Source organism: Haloarcula amylolytica, from assembly GCF_049705545.1.
GTDB lineage: Archaea > Halobacteriota > Halobacteria > Halobacteriales > Haloarculaceae > Haloarcula > Haloarcula amylolytica_B.
Window position 1 is genome coordinate 331,961 of record NZ_JBNAMU010000002.1, and the last position, 21,580, is coordinate 353,540.

Consider the following 21,580-nt stretch of genomic DNA (forward strand, 5'->3'; position numbering starts at 1 on the left):
GTGGGCGAGTGACGGGTATAAGCACTATGGCGCGCGTGTCACCGCCCATTCGAATTTTCACCCCAATAGTTGCCGGCGGCTAACAAACATATGTCTGTTATTCCATCGAGCTGGTAGTGCTAGTTCCATGCAGAAACAATCGCCCAAATCCAAATCCCGCTCAATATCGGTGAATAACACACTCAAACGTGTACCTTTATGTTACCCAATAGGCGTAGCTGACACCGTCGTTGACCATGGCAGATCAAAACCGGGCCGAGAGCGTCCTTCGCTCTCACGTGACCTCCGTCAAGGAGGACCTGATGACGGGCGTATCGTTCATGATCCCCTTCGTGACTATCGGGGGTATCTTCCTCGCCGTCGCGTACGCGATAGGGGATACACAGGCAGTGTTCGAGAGCACCGGGTCGGCCGGCTGGTTCCTCGCTCAGATCGGCGTGGCCGGGCTGACGATCATGGTGCCGATCCTCGGCGGGTACATCGCGTACGCCATCGCCGACCGTCCTGGACTCGCCCCGGGATTCCTGTTGGCATACATCCTCCAGCAAGGGAACGTCGTCGCCGAGGCGGCGACAGTAATCGGCATCTCTGGCGGTGAGGCCGGTGCCGGCTACCTCGGCGCTATCGTCGCTGGCCTACTGGCCGGGTACGTCGCGCGCTTCTTCAAGAACCTCGACGTCCCCGAGTTCATCCAGCCGATGATGCCGGTGTTGCTCATCCCCGTCGCGACGATGGCCGTCCTGACGCCAATCATGCTGTTCGTTCTGGGCGTCCCCGTCGCACTCGCCAACGAGGGCCTGACTGCCTTCCTGCAGTCGATGCAGGGCGGCCAGGCTATCGTCGTCGGGCTCATCCTCGGCGGGATGATGGCCTTCGACATGGGTGGTCCGGTCAACAAGGTCGCCTACGTGTTCGCGACCGGACTCATCACTGAAGAGATCTACGCGCCGATGGCCGCGGTGATGATCGGCGGGATGATTCCGCCGATCGGCCTCGCTCTCTCGAATTTCATCGCCCCGCACAAGTACGCGGCGGAGATGTACGAGAACGGGAAAAGCGGTATCGTGCTCGGCCTGTCGTTCATCACAGAGGGCGCGATTCCGTACGCGGCCGCGGACCCGCTCCGCGTCATTCCGGCTATCGTGGCCGGCAGCGCCGTCGGCGGTGCGACCTCGATGGCCCTTGGCGTAACGATGCCTGCGCCCCACGGTGGCATCTTCGTTGTCCTGCTGTCGAACCAGCCGCTCGCGTTCCTGGGGAGCATCCTGCTTGGCTCGCTCGTGACGGCCGTCGTCGCGACGGTTATCAAGCCGGACTTCGAAGACCGCGTTGATGCCGGGGCGGAGACGAACAGCGCGCAACCGACGGACGACTAACCACCGTGACTACAATGACAGACGCAATCTCAGCGGACGACATCGAAGAGCTGATTCCGGCGGACCACATCTCGCTGTCCGAACCGCCCGCCGAGAAGGAAGCGTGCATCGAGTCCCTGCTCGACCTACTAGTCGACGGCGGCAGGGTCGAGAACCGCGAGCGAGCACTCGAAGCGCTCCTGGAGCGTGAATCGGAGACTACGACGGGTGTCGGGATGGGAATCGGTATCCCACACGCGAAGACTGACGCTGTGAGCCGCCCGTCGCTCGCGTTCGTGCGCTCCCAAGAGGGCGTTGACTTCGGCTCGATGGACGGCGAGCCCGCGACGCTCATCTTCATGATTCTCGTCCCGGAAGCCGGCGGCGAGGAGCATCTCAATATCCTCAGCTCCCTCTCGCGGGCTTTGATGCACGACGACGTTCGGGACCGGCTCCACGAGGCAGAGGACGAGGCGACTGTTCAGGACGCGCTCCGGGAGGCAATCGCATGACGGTCGAACGCACTGTGACGATTGTTCCGGAAGCCGGCCTGCACGCACGGCCGGCGTCGGCGTTCGTCCAGGCCGTCAACGACCACGAGGCCGAGGTCTCAGCCGGTCGGCCGGACGGTGACTTGGTTCAGGCGGCGAGTATGATCGCCGTCACCAGCCTCGGTGTCGGACAGGGCGATGATATCAAGCTGGTCGCCGACGGCCCGGATGCGGAGGCAGTGCTTGACGAACTGGAACGAATACTGACGACGCCAGAGGAGGAACTGGACACTGACGATGGCTGAACGCACGCTCCAGGGAACCGGTGCAACGCCGCGCTCCGGCGTCGGATCAGTTGTCTGGTACGGTCACGAGATCTCGCTCCCGGATCCAGACGACGTGGAATTCGATCCCGAGACTGAGGTCGGGCGGTTCACCGACGCCGTCGACACTGCCCGCACCGAACTGGAGTCCGAGCGCGAGGCGACCGCCGAACGCGTCGGAGAAGACGAGGCCGCTGTGTTCGACGCGCACATCCAGTTTCTCGAAGACCCGACTATCGAGGACGCCGTCGAGACGATGGTCGGCGACGGGCTCCCCGCACCGAACGCCGTCGACGCCGCGTTCGGCGAACACATCGAGCAGTTCGAGGGGATGGACGGCCGAATGGCCGAGCGCGCGGACGATCTGCGGGACGTGCGCGACCGACTCCTCCGTCTGCTGACCGACGGCGAGCGAGTCGACCTCGGTGACCTACCTGAGGGAAGCGTCGTCCTCGCCGAGCGGCTGACACCCAGCGACACGGCGCAACTCGACCCCGAACGCGTCGCCGGGTTCGCCACGGTCACGGGCGGACGGACGTCCCACGCGGCGATTTTCGCCCGGTCACTTGCGCTGCCAGCGGTCGTCGGTGTCGGCGACGCTCTCGAATCTGTCGAGGGCGGAGCAGAGGTCGTGATCGACGGCGACAGCGGCGAGGTGTTAGTCAGTCCTGACGACACCGAGCGAGCGACCGCAGCAAGTGACTCGGGAGCAGCTATTGTGGACGAATCCGTCGAAACCACCGACGGGCGACACGTCGAAGTTGCAGCGAACGTTGGCCGACCAGCGGAATTGGAACCCGCGGCGGAGCGGGGTGCTGACGGCGTCGGCCTCTACCGGACCGAGTTTCTCTTTCTCGACCGGGAGACGCCGCCGTCGGAAAACGAACAGTACGAGGCCGTCCGCGAGGCGCTTGACACGTTCCCGGACGGGCGCGTCGTCGTCCGGACGCTGGATATCGGTGGCGACAAGCGGATTCCCTATCTCGACCTCCCGGAAGAAGAAAACCCATTCCTCGGAGAGCGGGGAATCCGGCGCTCGCTCGCCCCCGATTCGGACCTGTTCGCCACACAACTCCGGGCGCTTCTGCGCGCTGGGGCAGATGGGGCTGGAGACCTCGCCATCATGTTCCCGCTGGTCGCCACAGTCGAGGAACTCGACGCTGCGCTCGACGCGCTGGACGCAGCAGCGGCCGATCTTGAAGCTCGTGAAACCGAGGCTGCTGATCCCGAAGTCGGCGTTATGATAGAGACACCGAGTGCTACCTTCATGGCCGACGAACTCGCCGCACGGGTCGATTTCCTCTCTATCGGGACGAACGACCTCACGCAGTACGTCATGGCCGCTGACCGCGAGAACGAGCGTGTCAGCGACCTGCACGACCCCACGCATCCGGGCGTCCTCCGTGCAATTCACCGGACGGCCACGGCGGCGCACGCCGAAGACGCCTGGGTCGGCATGTGCGGCGAGATGGCCGGGAACCCGGACCTGACGGAACTGCTCGTCGGTCTCGGCCTCGACGAACTCAGTATGAGCGCCGTGACGATTCCGGAGGTCAAGACGGCCGTTAGCGAAACCGAGTACAGTTCCGCGAGCGAGCGCGCGGACAGCGCCCGACTCGCCGCAACCCGCAGCGAAGTCCACACTACACTAGACACATGAAACTCGTCGCAGTCACATCCTGCCCCACTGGAATAGCACACAGTCAGATGGCAGCCGAAAATCTCGAACAGACAGCGGAAGAACTAGGCCACGACATCAAGGTGGAAGTCCAAGGGGCGATGGGCGCGGAGAACGAACTCTCCGAAGCGGACATCGCAGCCGCCGACGCCGCCATCATCGCCTCAGATACATCGGTTAGCCAGGACCGATTCAGCGATATTCCGCTGATCAAAGGCACCGTCAAAGACGCCGTCAACGACGCTGAAGGAATGATCGCCGATGCCGTCGAGGCTGCCGACGGAGACGCCCCGAACACCGAAGTCGAATCCGAAGGGATCGATTCCACGGATACGGGGTCCGACCAGCAACGCCGTCGCGGCGGTGACCGCTCGAAGAGCCTCGTTGCTCGACTGAAGCGTCTGTTCGGTTGAGACGCTCTCATCGTCACTCTATTGCGGCTGATTTCGGTAGCACGGGCTGGGATCTAATCGGTGTCCGCTGTAGTCAGGCGTCTATTCGGCGGCCCGAATCTGCCAGTTCGTACGTCAGGTAGCCGTGGAGCGTTCCGACGTCGCTCACGATCCGTCCGATTACACTGATCACCGAGAGCGATACGGTGGACTCAGAATAATAGGCCGGGACCAGCATAAATTTCACAATCGGCTTCGGGACATTTTTGCCTCTGGTTTTGTAGTAGGGAATGGACTCTTTACCATGCCGGTATTGCTTTTCTAAGTAATCGGGAATCGATTCGGCGAACGGATGCTCGACCAGGAGGTCCGGCGAGTACCACACGCTATAAGCGTCGCGGATGCGGTCGGCGAGTTCGGCTTCTTCGTGACCGTACGGTAGACGCTCGTCAAACCAACCGATGTCTTCCAGCACTTCGCTGCGAATCGCCATGTTACAGCCCACGGCGGTGTCGGTAACGTGTCGATTATCGCCCTGGTCGGATTGACAGTAGATGAAATCTGTGTTGACCGTCATCCGGAACTGTAGGGCGTGACTAACAAATTCGGTCAATCGAGAGGGGACGGACAAGTGTTCACGTATCGTCCTTGACGCCTCAGGCCGTTTCGCTCCGCATTCACAATCTGATCAGATCTACGCCTGGGCCGGGGACGTACTTGGACCAACCCAATCAGTGCGGGTCCGGCGGCTCGTTCACAAAAACGCCGCGTTTCTTTCGAATAATGTCGAACACGACATCAGTGGTAACCACCTCATTGAGAACGGTACAGCGCTGATCACGGGAGGCCGTTTGTCTGAATCCGGTGACCAATAGGTCCAGCAGGGACGGGTGTAATCCGGTGAGTAAAAGGCAGATATATGGATTAATGCTGTCGGGATGATCAGCAGCACTAGCCAGAACTCGTGACCCCATTTATCCACAACTCGATAGAAGAAGCCCGAGTTATGGCTTCTTTACTCCACCGTTACTGGCCGCACGTTCCTTGGGTTTGCTCGTCCGACGTGATTCATCGAAGCCGAGATCATCGAGGATGTACTCGGATGCGTTCCCGTCGCCGAAGGGCGGGTCCCATTCGCCCGCCTTCGACCGCATCTGTCGAGCCCCGGCGACAATATCGTCTGGCCGGTGGCCGACGATGCAATTCGCACCGGCAAACACCGTCTCCGGTCGTTCGGTTCCGTTCCGAAGGGTGACACAGGGAGTCCCCAACACACACGTCTCCTCCTGGACGCCACCGGAGTCAGTAAAGACGAGCGAAGCCGTGCTCTCTAATCGCAGGAAATCGAAGAAATCAAGCGGTTCAACCGTCCGGATACAGTCTGGAACTGAGAGATCGAACTCCGCGAGCCGGTCTTTCGCACGCGGATGGACGGGATAGATCACGTCGTTCTCACAGCGTGTCGCGGCTGCCGCAACTCCGAAGAGAATATTCCCAAACCGGTCTCGATCGTCGACGTTCTCGGCGCGATGGGCTGTCAGCAGGTCGAATTCACCCGGACTAATGTCGAGATCGGTCAGAATCGTACTCACCGATGCTGCCGTCTTGTCATAGGCCATGACAGCATCAACGATTGTGTTGCCGGTGACGGTAATCCGATTAGCCGAAATCCCTTCGTCTTCGAGCAGGTTCGCAGCCTCCTCCGTCGGCGGATACAGGTGATCCACCGCGTGGTCAATGATGATCCGGTTTCGCTCCTCCGGCATATCGCGGTCGTAGCTCCGGAGTCCCGCCTCGATGTGGGCCACTTCGATATCGAGTTTACTCCCCGCGAGCGCGCCCGCTAGCGTGGAGTTCGTATCTCCCTGTACGAACAACACATCCGGGTCTGCGTCTTTCAGGTGCTGTTCGATACCGATTACCATCTCACCGGTTTGTTCTCCGTGGCTTCCGGACCCGACACCGAGGTTAACCGCAGGTGGGTCAAGGTCGAGTTGCCTGAAGAAGACCGTATCCAGGGACTCTGAGTAGTGTTGACCGGTATGGATAACAATTGTTGATATATCACGACGATCACATGCCTTGATGACTGGTGCGAGTTTGATGATTTCCGGCCGGGTTCCAAGGACGAACGCCGCCGTCGCGTTCGTCACCAGCTCTCACCCCCACTGTCATAACGGCCGTGGGATATATCAATGGATGTCATGTTTCCAAAACAGGACTTTGAGGGCTTTGTTATGGAGTGCTTTTCCCAGACCAACACAGCTTGAACGAGTTGGTATATAAGTGATAGGTAACGGACGGCGTGGGACACGCTGTTTACGACTGGTTCGTGGCTACAAGGACGGCTTGTTCTTCGTGGTCTGTTGTATCTGGTCACCGAGCAAGCTGACGATGAGATTGCGTTCCCACCGGAGCGCTGGGCGGCGACCTTCGGTCACGCGCCCAGCTCATCCTCCACAAACTCGACGAGTATCTCGGCTACTCGCCACCGCCGCTGTCGGAGCGGCTGATCGAAGGCGCACAGAAGATCCACCAACGACGGCCGATACTACAAGAAACGCTCGCTACCGCTACGCAACCGAGGTGTGAGTCGTAGCTGAAGACGAACGATTTCATATGGGGCGTGTGGGTGATCTCGGTATTGTCATTCTAACCCTATCGGGATGGTTTAATCTGGTCGTCTACCGAGACAGCTATGACGTGTATCTGTACATACTATGCTATCCTCACCTAGAAACTCGAAATATGGTTATAAGTTATCTATTTATAAATGTTCTTTAGTTAGTATGAGTTCGTAAACAGGCCATATCAATGTATAAAACCCATAGTAATATTATAATTCCCCATTCTATATCTTAATATATCTTTTTAAGTCCTTTACAGAGAATTTGAGATGCTAATCGCGTAGACATTCTGAGATTCGAAACACCATCTGTGTGGCCGTTCACCGCCGAATGCGTCCTCCGGACACATAGTTTTTTAATAGTACGGCTAGCAGTCTGATATAGCGATCAGATGTCGTCAGACAACGCCACACAGCCAGTGACACGTGCAGCCTCGCATCTAAGAACACTCGATCTCGATGGGAAGTCGTGGATCACCGGCGTCGCCATCAACGGCCTTCTTGCCGAGGGGAGCGATCAATCCGTCGAGACAGCGAAAGACCTCGTCGACAGAGCCGTCGCGACGCAGGACGACGACGGACAGTTGGGGTATGGCCCGAGCTATCCTATCGAGGTGTTCAGTCACGGTCGGGAGTACGATGCCAGCTGGGATCTCACGGTAAAAAAGTGCATGAACACCAACAACACGACCGCTATCGGTCACGGTGTGCTCGATTTGTACGAGCGGACCGGTGACGAGCGGTACCTTGACGCAGCGAAGGGAGAGTACGAATGGCTCCAGTCTGTCGACCGGACGGACACCGGAGGAATTCCCCACCACGACCCGGATGTCGCCGGGATCAAATCGCTGTGGATCGATTCGGTGTACATGATGTGTCCGTTTTTCAGCCGATATGCCGAGGCGGCCGACGAGCCGGGGGCCCACGATGAAGCCGTCACACAGTATCTGGTCCACGCTGAGCATCTCCGCGACCCCCGGACTGGACTGTTTCGACATATCTGGGTCGAGACGCCGGACCACTACCCGCAAGGGACCTTCTGGGCGCGCGGGAACGGTTGGGCCGCCGCGGCGGCCGTCGAAATCCTCGACCGGCTGCCGGACGACCACGACCAGCGCGGCGAACTGGTCGACCAGTTCAAACGCCACTGCGAGAGCTTGCTCCCGTTGCAGGATGGCAGCGGTTTCTGGCACAACCTCGTCGACGACACGGATACGCCGCTTGAATCCTCCGGGACGCTGATGTTCGCCTACGCATTCAACCGCGGTATCGAACTCGGACTCCTCGACGAGGCACAGTACCGGGATTCGGCAGACGACGCGCTCGAGGCGGTGACGCACGTCGTCGATGACGAGGGGGCAGTCAGCCGCGTCGCCGGTCCTCCGGGCGGACCCGAAGCGCCGCTGACAGTGACACCCTACGGACAGGGCTGGTATCTCATGGCGGCAGCCAGTGCTCGCTAACCCCTGCTACTGAGGCAGATTTTTTACTGGTCCGGATGGAAGCAGTTGTATGATTCGTAACCGATCTGCGCTCGCTGACAGCCCTGCACACGAGGTGGCACTCGACTGTCTTGAGGCCGCCGTGGACGCGGCCGCCCCAGCGGTCGCCACAAAATCGGCTATCGAACGCGGCAGCGAGACACTGACAATCGGTGAGACGGCGTACGACCTCGACAACTACAGCGATATCGTTATCGTCGGCGGCGGGAAAGCCACGGGCGGCGTGACCCGCGCGCTCGAATCCATCCTCGGCGACGCCCTCAGTGGGGGTCACGTCGTCGTCAAGCAGACTGTCGACACTGAAACTGTCCGGAGTTCCGTCGGAGATCACCCGTTACCGTCGGACCGGAACGTCGAGGCGACGGCCGATATGCTAGAAACAGTCGACGAAGCCGACGAAGACACGCTCGTTCTGTTCGTCCTGACCGGCGGAGCCAGTGCGCTTCTGTCGGCTCCGGCCGGGGAGCTGACGCTGAAAGACCTCCAGACAACGACCGACAGGCTCCTCAGTGGTGGCGTTCCAATCGAGGAAATCAACGCGGTCCGGAAGCACCTCTCGGACCTGAAAGGTGGGCAGATAGCACGGCGCGCGGCTCCCGCCACTGTCGCCGGGTTACTGATCAGCGACGTTGTCGGAAACGACCTCTCGACCATCGGTAGCGGTCCCTCAGCTCCGGACGAAACCACGTACGAGGACGCCCTTGGCGTGTTCGAGCGACACGACCTCACGCCACCGCCAGCCGTTCGAGCACACCTCGAAGCCGGTCGAGACGGCCGGATATCGGAGACGCCGTTTCCCGACGATTCAGCCTTTGACCGGGTCACGAACCACCTCATCGGGGACAACGCAACCGCACTTGACGCCGCCGCTGCTGTCGCAGAGGAGGCCGGGTACGAACCGCTCGTGCTCACGTCTCGCCTGCGCGGCGAAGCCCGCGAGGTGGCGAAATCACTCGTCGCTATCGCCGAAGAGGCTACAGCGACGGGAACACCGGTCAAACCGCCGGCCGTCCTCCTGGCCGGTGGCGAGACGACCGTCACCGTAACCGGGGATGGAGGACAGGGTGGCCCGAATCAGGAGTTCGTCCTCTCCGGCGCACTGGACCACGACGGCGACGCAGTCATCGCGGCCATCGACACTGACGGCGAAGACGGAAGCTCCGACGTGGCCGGTGCAATCGCCGATGGGACCGTCGTCGACGACCGCGAACGGGCCCGCGACGCGCTGCTCGCAAACGATGCCGGCTCGTACCTCTCGGAGATCGAGGCGACAGTCGAGACCGGACCGACAGGGACGAACGTCAACGACGTGGCCGTGATCGTTGTCCGAGACGGGAACGAGTGACGGCCGGTCCCGGTACGCGGTGGCTATTTTCGAGCGGGGCTACCGGACTATCGAGTCTCGATGGAACGGCTGGCACAGCCCGGGTTGTCCGTGGGTCACGTTTATAAACAGACGGGGTCATATGCCGCGTATGAACGCAAGCGATCAACAGGTCGCGGCGGACGCACTCTCCGTACCGGAAGAGACGATTATCGACGCCTGTGGCGACCCGCCGCTCCCCGAACTCGGCATCATCGAACAGGTCTGGGAGACGGACCCGATAGCGCCGGACGACGTCGCAACACACGCGGCCCGGGCGGTCGAATCCCTGTCCTTTGCCGACGTGCCTGAAGACGGCGAGGTCGCGCTCGGAGTCGGCAGCCGAGGTATCGCGAACCTGCCCACTATCGTCGCCGGAGTCGTCGACGCCGTTTCTGATGCCGGCTACGAGCCGTTCGTCTTCCCGGCGATGGGAAGCCACGGTGGCGCTACCGGCGAGGGCCAGCGAACGATGCTGAACGAACTCGGCGTGACCGAGTCGGCTATCGGCTGTGAAATCCGGTCGACCATGGATGTCGTCGAAGTCGGGCGAACGCCGGACCGGGACGTTCCTGTCGTCGCCGACGACAACGCCGTGGCGGCTGATGCTATCATCCCCATCAACCGCGTCAAGCCACACACGGACTTCGACGGGCCAGTCGAGAGCGGGCTCTCGAAGATGCTCGTCATCGGCATGGGCAAGCAACGCGGCGCACAGATCGCGCACAAGTGGGCCGTCGACTGGTCGTTCCGGCGGATGATTCCAGAGATCACCGGGCAGTTGCTCGAGGAGCTGCCCATCGTCGGCGGTGTCGCAATCGTCGAGGACCAACACGACGAGACGACGCTGATAGAGGGCGTGCCGCCGAGTGGCTTCCTCGACCGCGAGGAGGAACTGTTAGAGACCGCCTACGAACTGATGCCGAAGCTCCCGTTCGAGGAACTTGATCTCGTGGTGTTCGACCGCCAGGGGAAGGAGATCAGCGGCCAGGGACTTGACACCAACGTCATCGGCCGCCGACCGTTCTCGATAAACGAGCCGGCTCCCGAGACGCCGGACGTCAAGCGCATCTTCACACGCGGGCTGACAGAGAAGACCCACGGGAACGCGATGGGCGTCGGCTCGGCGGACGTTATCCACGAGGACATCGTCGCAGAGCTCGACGCGCAGACGTCGCTCATCAACGCTCTCACTGCAAGCACGATTCGCGGGGTGAAGTTACCGCCAGTGGTCGAAACCGACCGTGCCGGCATCGTCGCCGCGCTGTCGACGATTGGGGTCGTCGACACCGACACTGTTCGCGTGCTCCGTGCAGCCGACACGATGCACCTCCACCGACTCTACGCGTCGCCGGCGCTGGTGAGGGCCGCACGTGACCGTGACGACCTTCGTGTCGTCGAAGAGCCGTCGCCGATCGAGTTCGACAACGGCCAACTCGTCGCGCCGTCGCTCCGCGAGTAGCCGTTTCGCTTAATTTCTGCGGCGTTGCCTCGCCGCTGCCGTCGAACCCGGCTGGTACACTCAAAGATTTATAAGGTCCGCTATTGATGTGCTAACTACGGAGAGCGCCAGCCGCTGGTAGCGGACTGTCTCGTCAGCGCCGCAGACGGCGTGCGAGCCACGTCTGTGCCCAGCCACGGCACGACCACATATGACATATCGAGCAGGCATAATCGGAACGGGCGGTATCGCGGGAATGGGCATCCTCGGCATGCACGACGAGGACGAGATCGGTACGGAGAAGATCGAAGCGAGCCACGCCGGCGGGTACGCGAGTACATCGGAGATCGAACTCGTCGCCGTCGCAGACGTCGATGAAGAGAAACTGACGACGTTCGGTGACGCGTGGGACATCCCGGAGGACGGCCAGTACGTCGGCCACGAAGCGATGCTCGAAGCCGAAGACCTCGACGTCGTCTCGGTCTGTACGCCGTCGTTTCTCCACCACGAACACACGATAGACGTCGCGCACTCGGCGGCCGATCCGGCGGTTATCTGGTGTGAGAAACCCATCGCTTCCCAAGTCAACGCCGCCGAAGAGATGATCGACGTTTGCGAGGAGACGGACACCGAACTCGTCGTCAACCACTCGTTTCGCTTCACGGACAAACTCCAGCGACTCCACGACCTCATCAATGAACGGGACCTCCTCGGCGAGGTCAAGTCGGTGAGCACGCAGTACCGGATGGAGTTGATGCGAAACTCCACGCACGTGCTGGATACCCTCGTCTACCTCCTCGATACCAGAGCTTCAGAGGTCAGCGGGTACATTACGGGCGAGAACGAAGCCGTCGATTCGCTGGATGCAGCCCAAGAGGTCGTCGATGCCGGTGGCGGCGGGCACGTGGTGATGGACGACGAATCCTTCGTGACAGTCGACTGTACGATTCCGCGAGACATGTCCTCGATGACGCTGAATTTCATCGGGACCGAGGGGAAACTGTACATGAACAACGACGACGGCGAGTGGCGGTACTGGTCGCTCCAGGACGGCGAACACGTCGAGGAGTCGCTGCCTGGAATCGAAGGGGCGTGGACGTGGGAAGACGACTACCAGCGCTCGTTCGCGAACGCGGCGACCCACGTTCAGGACCTGCTGAACGGCGAATCGGAGAACTACTCGCCCGGAACCGAAGCCGTCAGGTCCCTCGAAATCATCGTCGGGTTCTACCTCTCACACTACACCGGGTCAACAGTGGATATCCCGCTGGCGCAACCGCTTCGGGACATCTCCATCACGTCCTGGTGAGCGACTGTTTTTCGGAATACGCCTCGCTCGTTTAGATCCGATCTGCCTCATCGCTGCCGAGTGGTTCGATAATAGAGCTCTGTCTTCGATACCTCAATAGCGCTCACAAAACCGTCTGCGCGTTTCCGGTACGCTGACTACACGAAACCAGCGTTCGAACCCGTCTCAGTCGTCGAGCCACGGCGCGCCGTCGCGTTCGACGTACCGCTCGGTTCGCTCGATGTTCTCGATCCGCTCGATGTCTTCGTCGTCGAGTTCGAGCTCCAGTGCGCCGAGATTGTCCCTGATGTGGGACTCACCCGTCGCCTTCGGCACTGCGCGGACCTTCTCGCGCGTGAGTAGCCACGCGAGGCTGACCTGTGGTGCACTCACGTCGTGTTTCTCGGCGATGGCCTCGATCTCGGGACTGTCGAAGACGTTCCCGCGGGCCAGCGGCGAGTACGCGACGTGGTAGTAGTCGTTCTCCTGGGCGTGAGCGACGAGTTCGTCCTGCTGTAACAGCGGGTGCGTTTCCGCCTGGTGGGCGAACAGCGGCGATTCGAGGTGGTCCATCGCTTCGTCGAGCAGTTCCGTACTGAAGTTACAGACGCCGACGTAGTCTATGAGCCCGCGGTCGACGAGTTCGTCGAACGCCGGGAGTGTCTCGGACGCTTCGTAGTTCCCGACCGGCCAGTGAACGTACAGTAGATCGAGCGAGTCGAGACCCAGCCGGTCGAGCGTGACCTCGAGTCCCTCGATGACCTCGTCGTGGGCCAGCCCGAACTTCTCCGCGTGGACCTTCGACGCGACGAACACGTCGTCCCGCGGGACGTCGGCCCTGGCGATCCCCTCACCGACGGCTTCCTCGTTGCCGTAGTACTGTGCCGTATCGATGTGCTGGTAGCCCATCTCCAGGGCTGTCCGAACGCTTTCTGCGCAGACGTCCGGATCGGTGTTCTGCCACGTCCCGAGACCAATGGCTGGTAATTCGCTCATGTACGAGCGGACACCAGCAACGCACATATTTCTTGTGATTAATCCTGATACGTCGACGAGAGAGGCTGCTGCCGTCGGGCAGTGAAAACCGGACACTGTTTTGAAACGAATGGGAGCGAAAACTGGGACGAGGGGGCAACCGGCCGATGCTACGCCAGTTGGCGTCGCTCGGACCGCCGCTCTTGGAGCCAACTGAGAAGCTTGGGCAGGAAGCGGTACCGGAGATCGAAGTACAGCGACACCGCGCCGTATATCCAGAGTGCGAACAGGAGCGTCATCGCGACGATGTAGGCGATGCCGGCGGTCGTCGGCATCTCAGGCCTCCCCCTCGACAGCCGCTTTGTCGACGACTGCGGCGGCATCGACGAGACTGTGCGTGATCGCGTCACCGGTCCTGCCGTCGAACACGTGTACGTCGTCACGGGAGAACACGACTTCGATGGAATCGCCTTCGTTGATATCTTTGTCGGGGTCGGCACTCATCAGCAGTTCCGTGGTTTCGCCGTCGGTCTCGGACAGCAGGTAGGCGTAGGTCTGGTCGCCGACCGGTTCCAGCACGTCCACGGTCACCGTGACGGGACGGCTCGGGTGCGCGATGCTGTCGGCATCGTCCGCGAGGTAGATGTCTTCCGGCCGGATGCCCACCGTGACCGGATCGCCCTGCTGGAGCGGTGTGGTAGTCGTATCGAACTCGGCGCTGAAATCGCTGACATCGATTTCGTCACCGGCGACCTGCCCGTTGAAGAGATTCATCGACGGGCTCCCGATGAACTGCGCGACGAAGGTGTTCACCGGCCGGTTGTAACACTCGAGCGGCGGCGAACACTGCTGGAGTTCCCCGTCGTTGATGATCGCGATGCGGTCGGACATCGTCATCGCCTCCTCCTGGTCGTGGGTGACGTACACCGACGTGATCCCCAGTTCTTTCTGAAGGCGCTGAATCTCCGTCCGCATCGCCACCCGAAGCTTGGCGTCGAGGTTCGCCAGTGGCTCGTCCATCAGGAACACGTCCGGCTGTCGGACGATGGCGCGGGCAATGCCGACCCGCTGTTGCTGGCCGCCGGAGAGTTCGTCGGGACTGCGGTCGAGCATCCCTTCCAGTTGGACGATCTCGACGGCGTCTTCGACCCGGCGGTCGATCTCTTCCTGGTCGAAATCCCGGAGCCGGAGGCCGAAGCTGATGTTTTCGTACACCGTCATATGCGGGAACAGCGCGATGTTCTGGAACACCATCGCAATGTTCCGATCCTTCGGTGGCTTGTTCGTCACCTCCTTTCCGGCGATTTCGATTGTGCCACTCGTCGGTGTCGTCAGGCCGGAGATAGTCTCCAGGGTGGTCGATTTGCCACAGCCGGATGGCCCGACCAGCGTGACGAACTCGCCGTCCTCGATGGTCAGGTTCATGCCTTCGACAGCGATGACATCTTCGTACTCTTTGCGAACGTCGGTGAGGTTGACTTCTCCCATGTGTTTACTCCTTGAGTCCGCCCGCGGTCAGGCCGCGGACGATGTGTTCTTGTGCAATGATGACTAGCACCGCGATAGGGATGATCCCGATGAGGCTCGCGGCCGCCATCATGTTGTACATCTGTGTGTGTTGCTGCTGGAAGTTCAGTATCCCGTACACCAGAACCGCCCAGTTCTCCGGCGAGCCGTCGGTCATGATGAACGAGAAGAAGAACTCCCGGTAGACGCCGATGAACACGATAATCGCGGCGGTCACGACGCCGGGTGCCGACAGCGGCATGATGACCCGGAACAGCGCTCCGAGTCGGGTCGTCCCCTCAACCCTGGCGGCGTCCTCAAGCCCATCGGGAATCTGGCTGTAGAACGTCGTCAGGATGAAGATCGTGATCGGTAGGCTGAGCATCGTGAAGGGGAACACCATCCCCCACGGCGTGTTGTAGAGGTCCGGCGTCGGCGTTCCGAGGATGCTCAGCGACCCGGTGAGCAGCTCGAACAGCGGGATCAGGAAAGCGATGCCCGGGAAGTACGAGATGACAAGTAGCAACACCAGTAGCGGTCCCTTCCCCGGGAAATCGACCCGCCCGAACGCATAGCCCGCGAGGCTCCCCAACGTGATGCAGACGATCACCGTGATCGTGGCGATGAGGATGCTGTTGAAGATGTAGTGATGCAGCGGGTATTCCTGTACAACAGTCGCGAACACGCCGATGTTGAAGTTCTCGGGCACGAACCCCATCTGGTAGAGCTGATTGTCCGGCGTCACCGCCAGGACCAGCAGCCAGTAGAACGGGAACAGCGTGATCATGATGAACGATACGAGCCCGACCCAGAAGCCCAGCCGATAGACGTCGGCCGAGTTGTGGATCGTGTACTTGACGATACGGCCGGTCAGGCCGCTGTATTCCTGGTCACTCATTTGTCGACTCCCTGTATCGGACGACGTACACCATGATTATCACGGCGATGACGAGCGCGGTGATGAAGGCGATCGCCGACGCAGTTGCCCAGCGCTGCTGTCGGAAGGTCTGGACGACCAGACAGGTCAGCGTCGGAACCGTACTACACCCCGCCGACGCCTCAACGATGCCGTATATCTTCATCGAACTGATCGTGTAGAAGATCATGCCGATGAACAACACCGGCTTGATCTGTGGCAGCGTGATCAGCCGGAACTGCTGCCACTTCGTCGCGCCCGCGACCTCGGCAACGTCGTAGAGATTGCGGTCGATGCTCGCGATCCCAGCCATGATGATGAGCGCGATGAAGGGGATCTTCCGCCAGATGTCGATGAGAATGACGATGATGGTCGAGTCCTGGCTGTTTATCAGCGGGTTGTCGCTGAACACGCCAAGATTCGCCAGCGGCTCGACGAACGGGCTCAGCGACGGCTGGAACAGCAGGAAGAACATCATTCCCTGAATGACGATCGGGATCGACCACGGGAGAATGACGATGGTCCGTGCGTACCGTCGCCCTCTGAACTCCTTGTTGAGGATGATCGCCATGCCGAGCCCCATGAGGGTTCCAATGGCAACGCTCACGCCCGTGATGAGGAGTGTAACGATGAGCGCGCTCGAAAAGGGCGCTTGCAGGTCAAAGAACGGCGAGGTCAGTATCGCGTTCGCGTCGCCGCTGAGTATCTGGACGTAGTTTTCGAGACCGACGAACTCACCGATCGGGTGCATTCCGGTCAGGTCATCGTCTTGCAGCGAGAAGTACAACGTCCTGACCAGCGGATAGAACGCCAGGACCGAGAGGACGAGGAACACCGGCGAGACGAGCAAAAACCCGTACTTGGCCTCGTCCAACTGCTCGATCCTGAGGAAGATCGGTGACACCGCCTGCTGGACTTTCTGTTTCATAGTGTGTGTACTAGCACAGCCCGTAACCCGGGGACTTGTAGATTACTGTGCGAGGTATCGACGCTCGGGGCACGCTTACGACTCCTGTTCCTCGATCTGTTCGACCTGTTCCTGTGCGGCGGCGACGGCTTCCTCCGGGGATTTCTGCTGATTGAGGCAGGCGTGGAACTCCTGACCGATAGCCGACTTCTGCGGGTCCCAGACGGCGTTGATCGGCGGGGCGAACTGGTTTTCCGACTGGAACTGGAGTGTGTCGAGATAGCGGTTCATCACGTCGACCTCCTGTGCCCGGTCGGAGGTGAACAGGCCGGGCTTGGGCGGCGTCGACCCGGTCGCTTCGAAGATGCTGAGGTAGAACTCGTCGGAGGTCATCGCCTTGATGACTTCGACGGTCGCAGCCAACTTCTCCGTATTGGGGTTGATCGAGAGGTGCCAGCCGCCGAGCTTGGCGTTCGTTCCGCCGGTGCCTTCGTATGCTGTCTCCGATTCGGAGACGCCGTAGGGATATGGCATGACGCCGAGGTTCTCGCCGAAGTTCTCTTCACTGCCGAAGTCGGCGATTGCGAACGACCAGTTCCGGTGCATGACCGCTTCGCCCGCGCTGAACGACTCCATCGAGGGGGACGTGTCCCAGCCGAGGGCGTCCGACGGGGTGATGCCGCCGTCGAGACCTTCGACAGCATACTCGTCGTCGCTGCCGTAGAGGAACGTCCGGAACTGTCGGAGCGTGTCGATGGTCTGTTGCTCATCGATAGTTACGGATCGGTCGCCGATCGGCCCGTTCTGGTTCGACATGTCGCCGAAGTAGTTGCCCCCGTTCGTGACGAGGTGTTCGTAGCCGCTGATGCTCCCGATGTTTCGCTGGTTCATCGCGGTCGTGTAGCCGTGGTCGGTCCCCGCCTCTTCTTTCGCTGCTTTCGTGACTTCCGCGAAGTAGTCCCAGGTGAGCGGCTCAGTCGCCCAGTTCTCCCCCTCGGGGTCGTAGCCGGCTGCTTCGACCAGGTCTTTCCGGTACTGGATGGTCGGGATATCGATGAACTGGGGAACGCCGTACAGGCCGCCATCCCAGCGCATCGAGTCGACCATCACCTGCGAGTAGTCGTTTTCCAGTTCGGTCATCTTCTCGTCGCCGAGGACCTGCGAGAGGTCGAGTAGCCACTCGCGGGGCGCGAAAAACGGCGTGTACGCGAAATTCGTCAGCATGAAGTCCGGCGTCGACCGGCCGGCGGAGAGGATCTGGTTGTACCGGTCTTGCAGGTCGTCGGCCCCCCAGACTGTCGTCGAGAAGTTGATGTCGATGCTCTCGGGCAGTCCCGCGTCGTAGGCCGCCTGCTGGAGCTGATCCGAGATATTGCCGAAGAGGGGGGCTGTACTGTACTCGACTGTTACGTCCTCGCCGCTGTACTCGATGTCATCCGCTGTCGGAGTCCCTCCCCCGCTGCTACCGTCACCGCCGTCTCCACTCCCGTTTCCGGTCCCCGAACAGCCGGCCAGCCCGAGGGCAACGCCGGTCGCGCCCATCGAAGCGACAAATTGCCGGCGGGAAAGTGCACTGGCGGCTTTTCGGCTGCTCGTGGTCTCACTGCTGGTGCGTACCATACTCCGCATATCATACTCTCCCTATATAAAATTATTGTTAACGTAGATTTCCACCCCGTCAGTCGCTACGAGATCACCCGCTGCTGCCACGGGGAGCCAGACGCTGAGAGGTACATCCAAAACTATAAGAGAAGTTAGTTTGACACTTGATTCGCTGTGGCAACATAGCACGAGGTACCATGAGTCACGACGATACATCATCAACCGACGGCGAATCGACGTCAGACTATACGCTCCCGCGGCGAGGCGCACTCGCCTTGCTCGGGGCCAGCATTGTTGGCCTCGGTACGGGGTCTGCAAGCGCGACACAGAACGGCGACAACGGAAGCCAGCCGTGGTACCACTGGGGATCGGAGGTGGACGCCCACGAGAACGCGTTGCAGAATCTCGGCTCGCTCTCGATGGCAGGTACCGACGCCGCCGTCTCCGATTTCACCGGCGACAACCTCTCCGTCACCGACGGGACACTCAATGCCAGCGGCGGCGTCCCAGGCTCGGTCCATATCGTAACGGAATATCCGGGCGAAACGCTCGATCAGAAGATCGGGAACGTGCTCGACGCGCTTCCCGGAGGCGATGACATCCCGAACCAACAGCCCGGTCACCGCATCGTCGTTCCCGCACCGGACCCTGACGACCCCGCCGCCGCTGACGGATTACCCGCGTGGCGTGTTGAGTCACCGATCGTCATCGACGATAACACCGGCAAGCTCGTTTTCGACATGGGCTGGACGCTCATCTACGCGACCGATACCGTCGAGAGCTTCTTCGTCATTGGTCCGGACGAGAAAACGGAAAACATCACACTCAACGGCGGGATGTTCTACGCAAAGGAGAACCTCGACCGGTCGTTCATCGACATTCAGGGCGTCGGGCACATGCACATCTCCCGGATGTACCTCCAGAACCTGGAGGGCCGCAACACCGTTGCGGCCGGAATCAGACTGGCCGACTACCACGGCTCCAGCGAACTGACGATCCACGACACCGAAGTGACTGGCTGCCGGGACGGGTTCCTCGCTGAACACGGGAGCGACGACGTTCCGTACGGCCCCGCTTTCGACCTCGACATCTACAACTGGCGCGGCGGCGGCGGCGAGCACAGTATCCGAATCGATGGCGGTGCGACTATCAACCTCGATTCGATACAGTGTGGCGGCCATCCGCTCCAGTCCGTCAGCGAGAGCATCGTCAAACTGGAGAACTCGGTCACGTCGACGCGGAAGGTGTCGGTCTCGAACGTCCAGGAGCGCCACAACGCGATGGAGTATCGTAGCGGCGTCACCGTCGCGGACGTGACTGACGGCGAGGGCGACAGGCACGACGGCGTCTACATCCAGAACGTGGATTGCTACAACGCCGAAGTCGGGACCGACATCGAATACGTCACCCACTTCGACCAGCAGAACATCCGACCAGCACCGGAAGTCGGTGACGACGCCGCCGGGTCGACGCGGTGGTTCGACGACGGAACCCAGCGACACGAGACCGCACAATCGCACGCGTTCCACGCCGGTTCCGGTGGCGGGCCGTCGCTCGTGGTCGGGGAGTCGGACGTGCAGGTTCCGGGAGCCGGTAACGGCGCGGTCCTCACGACGCCGGACGGATCGAGCGAGTATCGCGTTCGCGTCGATAACGACGGCTCGCTCGTAACCGAACAGGTGGAGGGCGGCGGAGACAGGCGCTCGGGTATCGTCGACAGTTTCGAGGGCGGTGACCTCTCCGCATACGACGGTGCGACCGACGCATACGTCGTGAACAGTGATCCACCAGTGGGCGACGGCGATCTCAGTCTGAAGAATACGGCCGGCGGCACTGCCATCATCACTTCGACGGGCGGGCTCCCGCGGTATCCACAAGCGGGCGATACGTTCGCAGCCGCGGCCGCGCGGACCGAAACGACCAGCAATTTCGGTATCGCGTTCGGTGTACAAGACGCGCAGAACTTCTATTTCGCCCGCGTTTATCCGGAGGCGGACAGCGACAGACTTCAACTCTACAAGCGCGAGGGCGGGGACTATACGCAGTTAGCCGAATCAAGCCTCTCGGTCGAGACAGGCGTCCTGTATGACTTCGTTATTAACTGGGCGTCGCTCGGTTCCATTGATGTCACGCTCCGCGGCCCTGACGGGTCCGAGCTGGGGTCCGTGACAGCGAGCGACGAGACGTTCAAAGACGGTGGAATCGGAGTCCGGAGTACTGGCGCGCTCGACAACGTGCGCATCCTCTGAAGAGATATCGGCACGTCGCTATTTTTCGTCGTGCCCTCGAATTTCCGTAGTCCAGTATTACTGGATCTGGGTTTGGCAAAGCTGGAGTAGATTTATGCACGTCGACGTGCTCCTGTCACCTATGGTTGACCAGCAGAACTCGAACGCTGTCAAGACTGCACAGACGACGTTCGACATCCTCGAAGAACTGAAAGACCGTAACGAGGCGACGCTAGCGGAATTAACGCAGTCGTTCGACCTGTCAAAAAGCAGTATCCACAACTATCTCACGACGCTCGAGGCGGACGGGTACGTCGTCAAAGAGGACGGACGGTACAAGGTCGGCCTCCGACTGCTTGATCTCGGCGGCCACGCGCGCCATCATGAACGGATATACGACATCGCGAAAGACGAAGTGGCAGCGTTAGCCGAAGAAACCGGTGAACTGGCGAACCTAATGGTCGAGCAGAAGGGGAAAGGGGTGTACCTCTACCGAACGCACGGTGCGGACGCGGTCAAGACGGATTCTTACACCGGACAGCGCGTCTATCTCCACAACACGGGACTCGGAAACGCCATTCTCGCGCATCTTCCCCGCGAGCGTGTCAATGAAATTCTGGACACTCACGGGATGCCTGCGACCACAGAAAACACGATCACCGACAGAGAGGAACTATTCTCTCATCTTGAACAGGTTCGAGAAGCCGGTATTGCCTTCGACGATGAAGCCCGTGTCGAGGGACTCCGGTGTGTGGCAGTCCCCATCGTCAACAACAACAATACCGTTGAGGGGGCAATTAGCGTCTCCGGCCCGACGAGCCGATTCCAGGACGAACGGTTCCGGGAGGAACTGCCCGCGAAGCTCAAAAGCGCTGCTAACGTAATTGAACTGAATATCACGTACACGTAAGCGGCCCTCTTAGCAGTATCTAGTATTACTGTATTATAATCCAGAAATGCTTGACAACGGTACAGTTTGAACCAGCC

The 21,580-nt window shown here is 60.7% G+C and carries 19 protein-coding genes and 1 pseudogene; 12 read left to right on the plus strand and 8 right to left on the minus strand.

What is annotated here, in order from left to right; genetic code table 11:
- The first annotated feature begins 236 nt into the window (after positions 1 to 236).
- The 5 genes from ACOZ4H_RS18180 to ACOZ4H_RS18200 are packed head-to-tail and all read left to right on the plus strand — an operon-like array spanning position 237 to position 4,260.
- Complete coding sequence (locus ACOZ4H_RS18180) at positions 237 to 1,376, plus strand: PTS fructose transporter subunit IIC (RefSeq protein WP_424330676.1); 1,140 nt, start codon at positions 237 to 239, stop codon at positions 1,374 to 1,376.
- Positions 1,377 to 1,390: 14 nt separating this feature from the next.
- A complete protein-coding gene (locus ACOZ4H_RS18185) occupies positions 1,391 to 1,867 on the plus strand; it encodes a PTS sugar transporter subunit IIA (RefSeq protein WP_424330677.1) in 477 nt (158 codons plus the stop codon).
- The gene (locus ACOZ4H_RS18190) at positions 1,864 to 2,151 is read left to right on the plus strand and encodes an HPr family phosphocarrier protein (protein ID WP_424330678.1); all 288 of its coding nucleotides are present in this window, start codon (positions 1,864 to 1,866) and stop codon (positions 2,149 to 2,151) included. The genes ACOZ4H_RS18185 and ACOZ4H_RS18190 overlap by 4 nt, the downstream gene beginning before the upstream one ends.
- Entirely contained in the window at positions 2,144 to 3,829 is a 1,686-nt protein-coding gene (gene ptsP, locus ACOZ4H_RS18195; RefSeq protein ID WP_424330679.1) for a phosphoenolpyruvate--protein phosphotransferase, read from the plus strand. Before ACOZ4H_RS18190 ends, ptsP begins: the two co-directional genes overlap by 8 nt.
- Positions 3,826 to 4,260: a PTS fructose transporter subunit IIB gene (locus tag ACOZ4H_RS18200; protein WP_424330680.1), complete on the plus strand. Its 435-nt coding sequence runs from the start codon at positions 3,826 to 3,828 to the stop codon at positions 4,258 to 4,260. The genes ptsP and ACOZ4H_RS18200 overlap by 4 nt, the downstream gene beginning before the upstream one ends.
- Positions 4,261 to 4,333: 73 nt before the next feature.
- Here the strand turns inward: ACOZ4H_RS18200 and ACOZ4H_RS18205 are convergent, their stop codons facing one another.
- Complete coding sequence (locus ACOZ4H_RS18205) at positions 4,334 to 4,816, minus strand: glycosyltransferase family 2 protein (RefSeq protein ID WP_424330681.1); 483 nt, start codon at positions 4,814 to 4,816, stop codon at positions 4,334 to 4,336.
- A gap of 427 nt (positions 4,817 to 5,243) precedes the next feature.
- The gene (gene wecB / locus ACOZ4H_RS18210; RefSeq protein WP_424330682.1) at positions 5,244 to 6,392 is read right to left on the minus strand and encodes a non-hydrolyzing UDP-N-acetylglucosamine 2-epimerase; all 1,149 of its coding nucleotides are present in this window, start codon (positions 6,390 to 6,392) and stop codon (positions 5,244 to 5,246) included.
- A gap of 195 nt (positions 6,393 to 6,587) precedes the next feature.
- On the opposite strand from wecB, the pseudogene ACOZ4H_RS18215 reads away from it, so the two are divergent.
- The 5 genes and pseudogenes from ACOZ4H_RS18215 to ACOZ4H_RS18235 form a co-directional block, all read left to right on the plus strand.
- Positions 6,588 to 6,838 (plus strand): annotated as a pseudogene (locus ACOZ4H_RS18215) (IS4 family transposase); the annotation flags it as partial.
- 419 nt (positions 6,839 to 7,257) lie between these two features.
- Positions 7,258 to 8,328 carry a glycoside hydrolase family 88 protein gene (locus tag ACOZ4H_RS18220; RefSeq protein ID WP_424330683.1) on the plus strand — a complete coding sequence of 357 codons (1,071 nt, stop codon included), beginning with the start codon at positions 7,258 to 7,260 and terminating at the stop codon, positions 8,326 to 8,328.
- Between the two features lie 49 nt (positions 8,329 to 8,377).
- The gene (locus ACOZ4H_RS18225) at positions 8,378 to 9,712 is read left to right on the plus strand and encodes a glycerate kinase type-2 family protein (protein WP_424330684.1); all 1,335 of its coding nucleotides are present in this window, start codon (positions 8,378 to 8,380) and stop codon (positions 9,710 to 9,712) included.
- 130 nt (positions 9,713 to 9,842) lie between these two features.
- Positions 9,843 to 11,192: a DUF362 domain-containing protein gene (locus ACOZ4H_RS18230; protein WP_424330685.1), complete on the plus strand. Its 1,350-nt coding sequence runs from the start codon at positions 9,843 to 9,845 to the stop codon at positions 11,190 to 11,192.
- 190 nt (positions 11,193 to 11,382) lie between these two features.
- On the plus strand, positions 11,383 to 12,480 hold the full coding sequence (locus tag ACOZ4H_RS18235; RefSeq protein WP_424330686.1) for a Gfo/Idh/MocA family protein: 1,098 nt from the start codon (positions 11,383 to 11,385) through the stop codon (positions 12,478 to 12,480).
- Between the two features lie 165 nt (positions 12,481 to 12,645).
- On the opposite strand, the gene ACOZ4H_RS18240 is transcribed toward ACOZ4H_RS18235, so the two are convergent.
- The 6 genes from ACOZ4H_RS18240 to ACOZ4H_RS18265 form a co-directional block, all read right to left on the minus strand.
- Positions 12,646 to 13,455 (minus strand): aldo/keto reductase, encoded by an 810-nt coding sequence (locus tag ACOZ4H_RS18240; RefSeq protein ID WP_424330687.1) that lies wholly within the window; start codon positions 13,453 to 13,455, stop codon positions 12,646 to 12,648.
- Positions 13,456 to 13,604: 149 nt separating this feature from the next.
- Entirely contained in the window at positions 13,605 to 13,769 is a 165-nt protein-coding gene (locus ACOZ4H_RS18245) for a hypothetical protein (protein WP_424330688.1), read from the minus strand.
- A 1-nt stretch (position 13,770) separates the two neighbouring features.
- Positions 13,771 to 14,922: an ABC transporter ATP-binding protein gene (locus tag ACOZ4H_RS18250; RefSeq protein WP_424330689.1), complete on the minus strand. Its 1,152-nt coding sequence runs from the start codon at positions 14,920 to 14,922 to the stop codon at positions 13,771 to 13,773.
- Between the two features lie 4 nt (positions 14,923 to 14,926).
- Positions 14,927 to 15,838: a carbohydrate ABC transporter permease gene (locus ACOZ4H_RS18255; protein ID WP_424330690.1), complete on the minus strand. Its 912-nt coding sequence runs from the start codon at positions 15,836 to 15,838 to the stop codon at positions 14,927 to 14,929.
- Positions 15,831 to 16,784, minus strand: a complete 954-nt coding sequence (locus tag ACOZ4H_RS18260; protein WP_424330691.1) for a carbohydrate ABC transporter permease — start codon at positions 16,782 to 16,784, stop codon at positions 15,831 to 15,833. The genes ACOZ4H_RS18255 and ACOZ4H_RS18260 overlap by 8 nt, the downstream gene beginning before the upstream one ends.
- Before the next feature lie 75 nt (positions 16,785 to 16,859).
- Entirely contained in the window at positions 16,860 to 18,383 is a 1,524-nt protein-coding gene (locus ACOZ4H_RS18265; protein ID WP_424330692.1) for a substrate-binding domain-containing protein, read from the minus strand.
- Between the two features lie 179 nt (positions 18,384 to 18,562).
- Between ACOZ4H_RS18265 and ACOZ4H_RS18270 the strand changes: the two genes are divergently transcribed.
- Complete coding sequence (locus tag ACOZ4H_RS18270; RefSeq protein WP_424330693.1) at positions 18,563 to 20,614, plus strand: hypothetical protein; 2,052 nt, start codon at positions 18,563 to 18,565, stop codon at positions 20,612 to 20,614.
- Positions 20,615 to 20,735: 121 nt separating this feature from the next.
- Positions 20,736 to 21,503: an IclR family transcriptional regulator gene (locus ACOZ4H_RS18275; protein WP_424330694.1), complete on the plus strand. Its 768-nt coding sequence runs from the start codon at positions 20,736 to 20,738 to the stop codon at positions 21,501 to 21,503.
- Positions 21,504 to 21,580 lie beyond the last annotated feature (77 nt).

What these genes read in the sequence shown, in the direction of transcription:
- ACOZ4H_RS18270 (WP_424330693.1), top strand. Translation starts at nt 18,563, where the DNA reads ATGAGTCACGACGATACATCATCAACCGACGGCGAATCGACGTCAGAC.
- ACOZ4H_RS18225 (WP_424330684.1), top strand. Translation starts at nt 8,378, where the DNA reads ATGATTCGTAACCGATCTGCGCTCGCTGACAGCCCTGCACACGAGGTG.
- ACOZ4H_RS18205 (WP_424330681.1), bottom strand. Translation starts at nt 4,816, where the DNA reads ATGACGGTCAACACAGATTTCATCTACTGTCAATCCGACCAGGGCGAT.
- ACOZ4H_RS18200 (WP_424330680.1), top strand. Translation starts at nt 3,826, where the DNA reads ATGAAACTCGTCGCAGTCACATCCTGCCCCACTGGAATAGCACACAGT.
- ACOZ4H_RS18245 (WP_424330688.1), bottom strand. Translation starts at nt 13,769, where the DNA reads ATGCCGACGACCGCCGGCATCGCCTACATCGTCGCGATGACGCTCCTG.
- ACOZ4H_RS18190 (WP_424330678.1), top strand. Translation starts at nt 1,864, where the DNA reads ATGACGGTCGAACGCACTGTGACGATTGTTCCGGAAGCCGGCCTGCAC.
- ACOZ4H_RS18185 (WP_424330677.1), top strand. Translation starts at nt 1,391, where the DNA reads ATGACAGACGCAATCTCAGCGGACGACATCGAAGAGCTGATTCCGGCG.
- ACOZ4H_RS18180 (WP_424330676.1), top strand. Translation starts at nt 237, where the DNA reads ATGGCAGATCAAAACCGGGCCGAGAGCGTCCTTCGCTCTCACGTGACC.
- ACOZ4H_RS18265 (WP_424330692.1), bottom strand. Translation starts at nt 18,383, where the DNA reads ATGGTACGCACCAGCAGTGAGACCACGAGCAGCCGAAAAGCCGCCAGT.
- ptsP (WP_424330679.1), top strand. Translation starts at nt 2,144, where the DNA reads ATGGCTGAACGCACGCTCCAGGGAACCGGTGCAACGCCGCGCTCCGGC.
- ACOZ4H_RS18240 (WP_424330687.1), bottom strand. Translation starts at nt 13,455, where the DNA reads ATGAGCGAATTACCAGCCATTGGTCTCGGGACGTGGCAGAACACCGAT.
- ACOZ4H_RS18230 (WP_424330685.1), top strand. Translation starts at nt 9,843, where the DNA reads ATGAACGCAAGCGATCAACAGGTCGCGGCGGACGCACTCTCCGTACCG.
- ACOZ4H_RS18275 (WP_424330694.1), top strand. Translation starts at nt 20,736, where the DNA reads ATGGTTGACCAGCAGAACTCGAACGCTGTCAAGACTGCACAGACGACG.
- ACOZ4H_RS18255 (WP_424330690.1), bottom strand. Translation starts at nt 15,838, where the DNA reads ATGAGTGACCAGGAATACAGCGGCCTGACCGGCCGTATCGTCAAGTAC.
- ACOZ4H_RS18220 (WP_424330683.1), top strand. Translation starts at nt 7,258, where the DNA reads ATGTCGTCAGACAACGCCACACAGCCAGTGACACGTGCAGCCTCGCAT.
- ACOZ4H_RS18250 (WP_424330689.1), bottom strand. Translation starts at nt 14,922, where the DNA reads ATGGGAGAAGTCAACCTCACCGACGTTCGCAAAGAGTACGAAGATGTC.
- ACOZ4H_RS18260 (WP_424330691.1), bottom strand. Translation starts at nt 16,784, where the DNA reads ATGAAACAGAAAGTCCAGCAGGCGGTGTCACCGATCTTCCTCAGGATC.
- ACOZ4H_RS18235 (WP_424330686.1), top strand. Translation starts at nt 11,383, where the DNA reads ATGACATATCGAGCAGGCATAATCGGAACGGGCGGTATCGCGGGAATG.